Source organism: Mesorhizobium sp. M7A.F.Ca.CA.003.01.2.1 (genome assembly GCF_003998945.1).
GTDB classification, from domain to species: domain Bacteria; phylum Pseudomonadota; class Alphaproteobacteria; order Rhizobiales; family Rhizobiaceae; genus Mesorhizobium; species Mesorhizobium ciceri.
This window is the reverse complement of record NZ_RZRA01000054.1, coordinates 1-11,031: the sequence shown is the minus strand read 5'-3', so window position 1 is coordinate 11,031 and position 11,031 is coordinate 1. Positions and strand designations below refer to the sequence as shown.

The 11,031-nt window shown below is 64.3% G+C and carries 12 protein-coding genes; 5 read left to right on the top strand and 7 right to left on the bottom strand.

The features are described 5' to 3' along the window. The 3 genes from EN969_RS04380 to EN969_RS04370 form a co-directional block, all read right to left on the bottom strand. The coding region (locus tag EN969_RS04380; protein WP_164758144.1) for an AAA family ATPase at positions 1-514 on the bottom strand (514 nt) is incomplete at its 3' end. Continuing rightward, complete coding sequence (locus EN969_RS04375) at positions 511-1,953, bottom strand: 3' terminal RNA ribose 2'-O-methyltransferase Hen1 (protein WP_244514334.1); 1,443 nt, start codon at positions 1,951-1,953, stop codon at positions 511-513. The genes EN969_RS04375 and EN969_RS04380, both read right to left, overlap by 4 nt. Positions 1,954-2,057: 104 nt before the next feature. Next, on the bottom strand, positions 2,058-2,693 hold the full coding sequence (locus EN969_RS04370; RefSeq protein ID WP_024505492.1) for an FMN-dependent NADH-azoreductase: 636 nt from the start codon (positions 2,691-2,693) through the stop codon (positions 2,058-2,060). 113 nt (positions 2,694-2,806) lie between these two features. Between EN969_RS04370 and EN969_RS04365 the strand changes: the two genes are divergently transcribed. Next, on the top strand, positions 2,807-3,763 hold the full coding sequence (locus EN969_RS04365) for a LysR family transcriptional regulator (protein WP_024505493.1): 957 nt from the start codon (positions 2,807-2,809) through the stop codon (positions 3,761-3,763). Here EN969_RS04365 and EN969_RS04360 read toward each other — a convergent pair. After that, positions 3,696-4,322 carry a TetR/AcrR family transcriptional regulator gene (locus EN969_RS04360; RefSeq protein WP_063168769.1) on the bottom strand — a complete coding sequence of 209 codons (627 nt, stop codon included), beginning with the start codon at positions 4,320-4,322 and terminating at the stop codon, positions 3,696-3,698. The two genes, EN969_RS04365 and EN969_RS04360, sit on opposite strands and share 68 nt — an antisense overlap. A 66-nt stretch (positions 4,323-4,388) precedes the next feature. Between EN969_RS04360 and EN969_RS04355 the strand changes: the two genes are divergently transcribed. Next, the gene (locus tag EN969_RS04355; RefSeq protein WP_013530166.1) at positions 4,389-4,814 is read left to right on the top strand and encodes a VOC family protein; all 426 of its coding nucleotides are present in this window, start codon (positions 4,389-4,391) and stop codon (positions 4,812-4,814) included. Positions 4,815-4,823: 9 nt separating this feature from the next. Here the strand turns inward: EN969_RS04355 and EN969_RS04350 are convergent, their stop codons facing one another. Next, complete coding sequence (locus tag EN969_RS04350) at positions 4,824-5,774, bottom strand: trypsin-like peptidase domain-containing protein (protein ID WP_013530167.1); 951 nt, start codon at positions 5,772-5,774, stop codon at positions 4,824-4,826. 227 nt (positions 5,775-6,001) lie between these two features. Between EN969_RS04350 and EN969_RS04345 the strand changes: the two genes are divergently transcribed. The 3 genes from EN969_RS04345 (at position 6,002) to EN969_RS04335 (ending at position 8,486) form a co-directional block, all read left to right on the top strand. Beyond that, positions 6,002-6,874, top strand: coding sequence for a S1C family serine protease (locus EN969_RS04345; RefSeq protein ID WP_063168768.1), 873 nt, complete (start codon positions 6,002-6,004; stop codon positions 6,872-6,874). Positions 6,875-6,882: 8 nt separating this feature from the next. After that, on the top strand, positions 6,883-7,509 hold the full coding sequence (locus tag EN969_RS04340; RefSeq protein ID WP_063168767.1) for a helix-turn-helix transcriptional regulator: 627 nt from the start codon (positions 6,883-6,885) through the stop codon (positions 7,507-7,509). A 110-nt stretch (positions 7,510-7,619) separates the two neighbouring features. After that, the gene (locus EN969_RS04335; protein ID WP_013530170.1) at positions 7,620-8,486 is read left to right on the top strand and encodes an NAD(P)-dependent oxidoreductase; all 867 of its coding nucleotides are present in this window, start codon (positions 7,620-7,622) and stop codon (positions 8,484-8,486) included. 126 nt (positions 8,487-8,612) lie between these two features. On the opposite strand, the gene EN969_RS04330 is transcribed toward EN969_RS04335, so the two are convergent. Together EN969_RS04330 and EN969_RS04325 are read right to left on the bottom strand one after the other, a co-directional pair. Further along, complete coding sequence (locus EN969_RS04330; protein ID WP_013530171.1) at positions 8,613-9,128, bottom strand: TIGR00645 family protein; 516 nt, start codon at positions 9,126-9,128, stop codon at positions 8,613-8,615. A 306-nt stretch (positions 9,129-9,434) separates the two neighbouring features. Beyond that, positions 9,435-11,031: OmpA family protein (locus EN969_RS04325; protein WP_245467411.1), on the bottom strand; the 1,597-nt coding region annotated here is incomplete at its 5' end.

The following is an 11,031-nucleotide window of genomic DNA, read 5'->3' as shown; positions in this document are numbered from 1 at the left end:
CCCTGGCGGTGTCGATACTGGCCTCGCTGGTAAGCTTCCAGACCTGGCGGAAACCTTCGCGTTGCAGCCCGCCGAGGCCCTTGCGAATTTCGGTGGTCATGCGCTGGACCACGCCGGCGCCGAACGGCCGGTCGGGTCGCAACGCGTTGCGAGCGACGCAGACGTCGACACCTGGATCGATGACCACGGCGACCGGCAAGGTGTGCCACTTGCGCGCAAGTTCGATCCAGGCCTTGCGGTCAGCGGCTCGCACGTTGGTGGCATCGATGACGGCCAGCTTGCGATACTTGAGCCGTTTGCTGGCAATCTCGCGCGCCAAATCGAAGGCATCTGCCGAGACATCCTGATCAGTCTCGTTGTCGCTGACTAGCGCGCGGCAGCGATCCGAGGAGATGATTTCTGTCGGCAGGAAGTGCCTGGCGGCGAAGGTCGACTTGCCTGATCCCGTCGATCCGATCAGCACGACCAGGGCGAAGTCAGGGATGGCGAGATCGGTCTTGTCGGGCTCTCTCATCGGGTGAACACCGCCATCTGTGTCGGCGCCCCCAGGACTGGGTGCACGGCTCCGATGTCGCTGAATGCGGCGCTGTAGCCATAGGCCTTGCCGATCCGGGCCGCCCAGGCTTCAAACCGAACGCGGCTCCATTCGAAACGGTGATCCGGATGGCGAAAGGCGCCGGGAGCCAGATTGGGAAACAAGGCGTTATAATCGGCGTTGGGCGTGGTCACGATCACGGTTTTGGGCGCCGTCTCGCCGAAGACAACACGTTCGATTAGGGGCAATCTGTCTTCGTCGAGATGCTCGATGACCTCCACCAACACGGCAACATCAGCTTCTGCCCAGCGGCTGTCGCGATATGTCAGCGATCCATGCATCAGCGTGACACGGCCTTCGGGCGGTCCGCCGAACTCGTTCAGCTTGAGACGCTTGGCAGCCCGTTCCAGCTCACGAACGGCAGGGTCGAGTCCGAACATCTTGTGGACCCATCGTTCGCGCACGAGCCGATAGAGAAGCTTGCCTTCGCCGCATCCCAGATCTGCAATACTGGTCGCGCCGGTCGCGCGGATGGCTCGGACCACTGCGTCCATGCGCAGGTCATTCAGTCGGATGGGCGCCTCGAGCGCTTCCTCGGGCGCAATCCGGGCTTCGGGAGGCAGGGCCTCACCAGCCGTCTCGGGAGCCAGTCGCTCTAGGGCGATGCGGGCCAACGCACCCCGGTTGCGCAGATAACGGCGCACGATTAGGTCTTTGGCTGGGTGGTTTTCCAGCCAGCCTTCGCCTTTGGACAGCAGCTTGTCGATCTCGGCCTCGCCAACCCAGTAGTGCTTGGCGTCGTCCATCACCGGGATCAGGACATAGAGGTGATTGAGCAGGCTGCTTAGCCGGCCGGTGCCGGTCAGCCTAAGATGACCGTATCGGGGGCCGCCTGTGTTGGATCCAATAGTTTCGATCGGTGTCAGGTCAACGGACCATCCCAAGGGTTCGAACAGACCCCGCACGAGAGCCTCGCCGCCGCGCATCGGCAGCGGGGTCACCACGGTTTCGAGCGGCAGGTCGCTGTCGGCCAGTTGCTGGCGTTCCTTTGATATGCCGGTCATCGCGGTTCGCAGCGCCTTATTCAATGCCACTGACAGGAAGGACGATGCCGCATACGGGCGGTCGTTCACATACTGGTCCAACAAGCCTTCTGCCTGCCCCTTGCCTCGCACTAGCCCTATAGGGTCGACGTCTAGCAGAAGTACGGCCTCGCAACGCTCGTCGGTCGCTTCCGGATAGAACAGCCAAGCCTTGCCGAAGGATAGGTCAGTCTCGTGCAGACGTTCGGGGTGCTTGTGCAGCAAGAAGCCGAGATCTGTGGCCGGACGTTGCGTTGTAGCGACGGAAAGGAACATCGGCGACCGATAACGCAGAACAGCAGAATAACCAATGGCGTTGCGCTGCAATTTATCCAACGCAATACATCCATTTTCCACACGTAACTTTGTCGCGCCGCCAAGAAAAAGGCAGGCGCGTACGCGCCTGCCTTTTTCAATTTCGGGTGGGTGGCCGCAGCGCCTTATGCGGCAGCCGCGACGTCCCGGCTGGCGGCCACGACGGCGTCGACCTTGGCGGTCGCCTTGGCGAGCGCTGCTGTCACCGCGTCAGGGCCCATGCCGACACCTTCGATGCGGATGACATCGACATCGGTCATGCCGAGGAAGCCGAGCACGCCACGCAGGTAGGGAATGGCGTGATCGAACTGCACGGCCGCACCTTCCGAATAGATGCCGCCGGAAGCCAGCACGATATAGACCTTCTTGCCGGTGACCAGACCCTTGGGGCCGTTCTCGCCATAGGCAAAGCTCTTGCCGGAGCGGGAGATGTGGTCGACCCATGACTTCAGGGTCGAGGAGATGTTGAAGTTGATGAAGCCGGTGGCCAGGATCACCGTGTCGGCGGCGAATAGCTCGTCGAGCACGACATCGGAGACGCCGACGACTTCAGCCTGGCGCGGGGTGCGCGCTTCGGCCGGGGTATAGATGCCCGTCGCATAGTCGGCATCGATGTGCGGCAACGGATTGGCGACGAGGTCGCGCACGACGAGCGTGTTCGACGGATCGGCGGCGACGAGCTTTTCGGCGAATTCGGTGGCGATGCGGGTCGAATGCGAGGCAGCGCCGCGCGGGCTCGAAGTGACAAGAAGAATGGACATTTTGGGCTCTCTCCAGCGGTTGGAATGATTTGTCCCGCCAGATATGGGGCTTTCGATCCATTCAATAAACTGGTATATTTTCTATACGATCCATCCATAAGTTGGATATAACGATGCAGCCCAACCCGACGCTCGATCAACTTCAGATCTTTGTGACAGTCGCCGAAGCCGGCAGCTTCTCGGCCGCCGGCCGCAAGCTCAACCGGGCACAGTCCGTCATCAGCTACGGCATCGCCAATCTCGAGGCGCAGCTTGGGCTGAAACTGTTCGAGCGCGAGGGCACGCGCGAGCCGCAATTGACGGAGATCGGCCGGGCAATGCTGGAGGACGCACGGCGCATGATCGGCGTGCTGCAGCGCATCCGCTCGCGCGTCGACGGCCACCACCAGGGGCTCGAGGCCGAGGTCGCGCTGTCGGTCGACGCGACGCTGCCGTCACCGGTGCTGGTTCGGGTGCTGAAGGCATTCGAGGCGCAGTTTCCGACCGTGATGCTGCGGCTGCACATCGGCACGCTCGGCCTGATCCCCGACCATGTCGTCAGCGGTCAGGCCGACCTTGGCATTGGCGGCCTGCTGGGCGATGTCGACGTGAACCTTGTGCGCATCGGCTTCATGTCGATCGTGCTGGCCGCCGCGCCCACCCACCCGCTGGCCTTGCTGCCGAAACCGGTGGCGATCGAGGATGCGCGCGAACACACCCAACTTGTCGTCACCGACCAGTCGGAGCGCACCAAGGGGCGCGACTTCGGCGTCTATGCCTACCGTACCTGGCGGCTGACGGATGTGCGCACCAAGCATATGCTGATGCGCGAGGGGCTGGGCTGGGGCGGGCTGCCGCGCTGGCTGATATCAGACGACCTGGCGAGCGGCCGGCTGGTCGAGATCGACCTCGAATCCTTCAGGGAGGTGAGCTCGCCGCTGTTTGCCATGCATCGCAGCGATCGCAGCCCGAAGCCGGCGGCGGCCTGGCTGATCGACCAGTTCAAGCGCCAGCTCGGCTGCTTCAACGAGTTCGAACCGGGCGAGGTGCCGGATGAGGAGCACGAGACAGCCCATCGATCAGCGCCATGAGCACGGCGCGGTAATCTTGCGCTGAGGCGCCGGCCTCGATGGCCAGGGCGGCACGGTCGCAGGCGGAGCCGAGCAGTGCTGTCAGCGCGTCGGCCGGCAATCTCGTCATCGTCTGCGCCCGCATCGCCGCGACCAGCCCTTCGCGCAGAGAGCGGTTGCCGTGGCGATTGTCGATCGCGTCCATGGCGGCGCGGCCAAGCACGGCCGGGCCGTCGAGCAGCAGCAGCCGCGTGCGTCCGGGCGCGCGCATGGCGGCGAGATAGGCGTCGGAGCCGGCAATCAGCGCGTCATGGGCAAACAGCGATGGCGGCGAGGCGCGCTCGATCTCCTCGGCGACCGCTGCCGCCTCCTGCTCGACCACGGCAGCAAACAGTGCCTGCTTGTCGGCAAAATGATGGTAGAGCGCGCCGCGCGTCACGCCGGCGGCGGCGACGATCTCCGGCGTGCCGGTCTCGGAATAGGATTTCTCCGTGAACAGCTTTCGCGCCGCGGCAATCAGGTGGGCGCGCGTGGCTTCGGTGCGGTCGCGGTTGGAACGACGCGCGAAATCTTGTTGCATACATGCAGCCTGTATGTTAATTCGGTTTACATGCAGACTGTATGTTAATTGACGGGAGAAGGAAAGATGAAGACCACGAGCTATTACCCGGTGCTGATGACCGGCGACGTCGCCGGCACGGCGGCCTTTTATGTGAAGCATTTCCGCTTCCAGCCCCTGTTCGAAAGCGACTGGTATGTGCATCTGCAATCGGGGGAGGACAGAAGAGTCAATCTCGGCATCGTCCAGGGCGACCATGAGACCATCCCGGAAGAGGGGCGGGGCCGCGCTTCGGGCCTGCTGATCAATTTCGAGGTTCGCGACCCGGACGCTGTCTATGAGCGCGTCGTCGCCGCCGGCCTGCCGATCCTGCGCTCGCTGCGCGACGAGCCCTTCGGCCAGCGCCATTTCATCACCAAGGACCCCAATGGCGTGCTGATCGACGTCATCAAGCCGATCCCGCCGAGCGAGGCGTTTCTGGCGCAGTATGCGGAAGGGGTGGCGGGAGCCTGAGCGCCCGCCTCAACTGGCCCTTGCCACCGGCGTCACCGTCACCTGGCTGACACCGGTGCGGCGCACGACGGTGCACAGCGTCTCGCGGCCGATGCGTTCGGCGTCGAGCATGCGCACCAGGTCGTCGACGCCGGTGACAGGACGGCCGTCGATGGCGGCGATGATGTCGCCTTCTTTCAGGCCGGCCTTGGCCGCCGGGCCGTCCTTCTCGACGCTGCGCAGGCGAACCGCCGTGCTGGTCGAGACTTGCGACAACAGGGCGGCGCGGCGCGGCAAACTGGCAGTGTCGGCCGAGACGCCGATGAAGGCGCGGCGGACACGGCCGAAGCGGATGATCTCCGAAATGACGAAATTGGCGGTGTTGGAGGCGACAGCGAAGGCGATGCCCTGCGCGCCATGGATCATGGCGGTGTTGACGCCGATCACCTCGCCGGCCGACGAAACCAGCGGCCCGCCGGAATTGCCGGGGTTGAGCGCTGCGTCGGTCTGGATGACGTCGTCGATCAGCCGGCCGGTCGAGGCGCGCATGGAGCGGCCGAGCGCCGAGACGACGCCGGAGGTGACGGTCCATTCAAAGCCGAGCGGATTGCCGATGGCGATGGCGATCTGGCCGCGCCGCAGCCGCTTGGAATCGGCGAGCGGTGCGACATCGGCAAAGCTGCCGTCGGCGCGCACCAGCGCGATGTCGGTGTCGGGATCGCGGCCGAGCACGCGGCCTTCGCGGGAGGCGCCGTCCGGCATCGAGACGCGCACTGTCCTGGCATCGCCGACGACGTGGAAATTGGTGACGACCAGTCCGTCCGGCGCGATGACGAAGCCGGAGCCGTGACCGCCCTGGCCGCCGACGCGTTCGATGCGGCAGACGGCCGGGCCGATGCGGTCGACGGCGTCCGCAACGGTCGTCGAATATGCGTCGAGCAATGTATCGTCAGGTTCGAATTTGGCTGCGGCGAGGGCCATGGAAGGGCTCCGTATTTTTCGGGCGAAAGGATGATTTTTTTCCTGTGCGCGTCGTTGTCCCAAAACCGCTGAGCACTTTTGGGCGACACGCACTATATGTGCGGAGCGGCTGGAACCGCCGCGACCTGACCAGATGGCCAGTCAAACCGGCAACTAGCCTTCAGGCGAGTACCTCTGAACGCGCTGTCGAGCGATATCTGGGGCATGGATGAACCCAGGAGACCAATATGAGCGATTTCAATCTGAGTGCGTTTTCGCAAGCCATCGCCGATCTCGCCGCCCAGGCGGCAGCGGCAACGGCTGGCTTCGCCACGCATCATCACCGCACGGCAAGCGCCTTCCACTGGCGTGACGGTTATTTCGTCACCGCCGAGGAGGCTGTCGAGGCCGGCGAGGAGATCGAACTGACGCTGGCCTCGGGTGAGGCGGTGAAGGCAGAACTGGTCGGCCGCGATCCGTCGACTGGCGTTGCCCTGCTGAAGCCGGCTACGGCCATCAACGCCGTGCCGTTGGCCAGGGCTGACGCGGTGCGGCCAGGCAACATTGCCATCGCCATCGGCAATAGCAACGGGTCGGCTCTGGCCGTTTCGGGCTCGGTAGGCGAAGTCGGTCCGGCCTGGCGCTCGATGCGCGGCGGCACCATCGACCGGCGCATCAATCTGGCCGTCGGTGCCGGCGGCCGTTTCGAGGGCGGCCCGGTTCTCGACGCCAAGGGTGCGCTGATCGGCATGCTGCTGTTCGGGCCGCGCCACCGGGCGCTGGTCATGCCTTACGAGACGATCGAGCGGGCGGTTGCGACGCTGCGCGAAAAGGGCCATGTCGCGCGCGGTTATCTCGGCGCCGGCCTGCATCCGGTACGCGACCGCGACGCGCATGGCGCGATGGTGATGAGCCTCGATGACGATGGTCCCGCCAAGGCCGCCGGTCTCTCTCTCGGCGATATCATCGTGGCGTGGAACGGTGAGGCGGTGCATGGCCCGCGCGACCTGATCCGCAGGCTCGGACCAGACAGTGCGGGCGCTTCGGTGACGCTCGGCGTGGTGCGCGGCGGCGAACAGCGCGATGTCGGGCTGACCATCGGCGAAAAGCCGCTTTCCTGAGAGGAGTGATGGACACGCTCACCAGCGACCGGATCATGCATGACGGTGCCGTCTCGCGGCGGCTGGTGGTGCTGATTGCGCTTGGCGATGCGTCGCGCGCCGAGCGCTTGGCGGCCTCGCTGGCCGCGAGCGATGACCTGCTGCCGGTGGTGGCCGGCAGGGCTGACGTCGCCATCGTTGACGACAGCAGCGGCGGTGCCGTGCCGGCCGCCATTCCCCGGGTTCTGCTATCGGGACGCGCTGGCGAACGGCCCGCGGGCGAGGTGTTGGCCGTCCTCCAAACGGGCGCGGACGATTTGTTGATCGCTGCGGCGGCGCGGCTGGCGGCGGCCGGCTATCGGGTATCGGGCGAGCGCAGAACCGGACGCCATGAGGATTTCCATACTGGCGATGGCGAGCCGTTCGAAGATGAAGCCTCCGACGAGCATGCCGTCCGTCCTTCGCTGTCGCCGCGCGAGGCGGAAGTGCTGGCGCTGCTGGCCGAGGGCGCACCCAACAAGGTGATCGCGCGGCGGCTGAACATTTCCGTGCACACCGCGAAGTTCCATGTCGCCGCAATCCTGATCAAGCTCGGTGCCGCCAACCGCACCGACGCGATTGCCACTGCGATGCGGCAGGGGCTGGTGCTGGTTTAGTCATAAACCCTACGCTGCGTAACGCGGTGTCCGGCGTGTCGGGTCTTGCGCTGTGGTCGCCCGCCGCGCAAAGCTTCGCGTCTGACGTGTTGCAAGGGAGGCGCAAGGAAATGTCGCTCAAGGGAAAGACGCTGTTCATCTCCGGCGGATCGCGCGGCATCGGGCTGGCGATCGCGCTGCGCGCGGCGCGCGACGGCGCCAATGTGACGATCGCGGCCAAAACCGCCGAACCGCATCCGAAGCTGCCCGGCACAATCTATAGCGCGGCAGAAGAGATCGAGCAGGCCGGCGGCAAGGCGCTGCCCGTGCTGTGCGACATCCGTGAAGAGGCACAGGTGGCCGAGGCGGTCGCCAGGACCGTGGAAAAGTTCGGCGGCATCGATATCTGCGTCAACAATGCCAGCGCCATCCAGCTCACCGGCACGCTGGAAACCGACATGAAGCGCTACGACCTGATGCATCAGATCAACACGCGCGGCACCTTCCTGGTGTCCAAAATGTGCATTCCGCACCTGAAGTTGGCCAGCAATCCTCACATCCTGAATCTGGCACCGCCGCTCGACATGAAGGCCAAGTGGTTCAAGAACCATGTCGCCTACACGATGGCCAAGTTCGGCATGTCGATGTGCACGCTGGGCATGAGCGCCGAGTTCGCCAAGGACGGCATCGCCGTCAATTCACTGTGGCCGATTTCGACCATCGACACGGCAGCCGTGCGCAATCTGCTGGGCGGCGCGACGGTGGCGGCAATGAGCCGTTTGCCCGACATCATGGCCGATGCTGCGCATGCCATCTTTATGCGGCCGGCGCGCGAAGCGACTGGCAACTTCTACATCGACGAAGAGGTGCTGCGCGCCGAGGGCGTCAGCGATTTCTCGATCTATGCGCCTGATGCGACCGGGCCGCTGGCCGGCGACTTTTTTGTCCCCGACGAGGTGTTTGCCCGCACGGACAGCAAGATCAGGAATATTTACTAGAGCTCTTTGTTTTGACGCGACGGGCGTCGAGCCAAGCCCTTCGCCACCCGCAGGGAAAGCCCTGCTCGAACAAGGCGGTAGGGCATCGTTCCTGCGGGATTGATTCAACGTCCGGCGGGCGCAGGCTCACGCCTCGTCCTTCTTGCCTTTGCTCAGGCCCATCAGCCGGTCGATATAGGCGAGCATGAGCGCCGAGACGACGAAGGCGAGATGGATGATGGTCAGCCACATCAACTGGTCGGTCGTGTAGGACGATGAGTTCAAGAACACCTGCAAGAGGTGGATCGACGAGATGGCGACGATGGTCGAGGCAACCTTGACCTTCAGCGAACCGACATCGATGGTGCCCAGCCAGTGCACACCGCCGTCCTGGTCGTCGAAGCGGCTGACGAAATTCTCGTAGCCCGAGATGATGACCATCACCACCAGCGAGGCAACCAGCGCGGCATCGATCAAGCCGAGCATCTTCAGGATGGTGTCGGTGTCACCGAGCGTGAACGCCAGGCTAATGAACTCATAGAGCTTCTTGCCGAAGGACAGCGCATAGACGGCCAATGCCAGGGCCAGGCCTATATAGAAAACGACGAGCAGCCAGCGTGAAGCGAGAATGATCGATTCGATGGCGAGTTCGAGACGCTTCATGGGATGATTCCGGCGGGTTGATCTCTCAGACAATGGCCGTATTCGACGAGGCCGCCACCGTTTGCAAGACAAAAAACCCCGCCGAACAAAGTCCGGCGGGGCTCAATGCGTCCCGCTGGAGTCGGGACGGGGCAGGGAACGCCCAGCACCGAATCTGGGGTGGCTGCGCTCGCGATTCAATGAGCCGTGTCTAACGCCCGTACAATTCTTGTTGAACCCCGCACATCCATCCACCCCCGGCTGTGCCGGGGGTGGATGCTTCTCTTGCCGATTCCACAAACCGGGTCATGATTTTGAAATCATGACCTAATTGTTGCTGGCGACCGGTGCCACCAGCGAGGTGATGCGGCGGATGGCGACGCGGCGGTTCTCGCGGTTGGGCGCCGCCGTGTTGACCTTCAGATACTCCTCGCCATAGCCCTGTGTCGTCAGGTTTTCCGGCGGGATGCCGAAGGCATTGGTCAGAGCCTCCGCCACCGCTTCCGCACGGCGATCGGAAAGAGCGAGGTTAGCCTCCGGTGTGCCGACCGCGTCGGTGTGACCTTCGATCAGGAAGGTCTCGGCCGGGTTCTTCTTCAACAGCTTCTCCATGGCCGTCGCTACGCCCTCGAGCTTCTGCACCTCGGTGTCGGAGATGGAGGCCGAACCGAATTCGAAGTTGAGCGTGTCGAGATCGACGCGACGTGCGATGTCGCGCACGCGGGCCGAACGCTTGACCTCGTCGATCGAATAGAGGCGCTGGACCTTCTCGACCGGGGGCTGTTCGAGGAACTCGTAGTAGTCATCGGGGCTCTCGACGTCCTCGGAATCGAGAATGTATTCCCGGCGCGGGATGGTCAGCCGCATCGGCGGCAGGTCGTCGCCGGGATCACGCCAGTCGCTGTCATCTTGATAGTGCCGCTCGTCGACATAGCTCAGCACATATTCGCGTCCATCCGGCGCGATGCGCGAACGCTGGATAACGTCGCCATAGCGGTTGCGGATGGTGACGATCCGGACACCGTTGTCACGCTCGACGATTTCCCGGGTGCGATCGCCCGACAGATCCTCATAGTAGACTTCTTTGGCACCGCGGGTGACGCGCGGGGCGTCATTGCTCTGGACAAATGTCTGGTTGTTGAACTGTAGGATGACGCGATCGCCGAGTTTCCTGACGACGTCGACGCCTTTCGGACGCCGACGATCGCGGGCGATCTCATCGGGCGCACGCTCTACGCGCGTGCCCTTCTCCTCGGTCACCGGGACGATCTTCTCGGGCTTGATCTCCTGCTGTGCGGCCCTGTCGTCGGTGGGCGGCGGACCCTGGTCGACGGGAGCAGCCACCGGCTTGCGGCCCTGATCGCCACCTTGCTGGGCATTTTGCCCGCCATTCTGCTGCTCGCCATCCTGCTGAGCATTCTTGTCGCCACGTTTGCGGCCGCCGCCCCTGCGCTCGACGTCCTTCTGGCTGTCCAGGATGGGAGCGGCGTTTGGATCGGCCGGTGCTTCGCCTTGCACCGGGTTTTCGCCCTGTGCCGGTGCTGCCGTCTGACCATTGGCCGGTTGTTCGCCGGTGGTGGGTTGTTCGGCCGTCGCCGGCTGCTCGCCAACAGGTTTCCTGCCGTGCTTCTTCGTCGTGTCCTGGGGCTGCTCGCCTTGGGCCGCCGGCTGCTCGCCGGCAGGGGCCGTCGCCTCTCCAGCGGGAGCTTCCTTCGGCGTCGGGGCGACTTCAGGTTGGGCTTGCTGATCCTGCCTGTTCTTCTTGCGCGGCTGGGCCTGCTCGCCGGGCTGATTGTCGTTGGCCGGCGCGACCTGTTCGGCCGGCGTCTGCTCGGTCTGCTGCTGCTGATCACGCTTCTTCCTGCGCGGCTGCTGTTCCCCTGCGGGTGCTGCCTGTTCGGCCGGCGCCTGCTCGGTCTGCTGC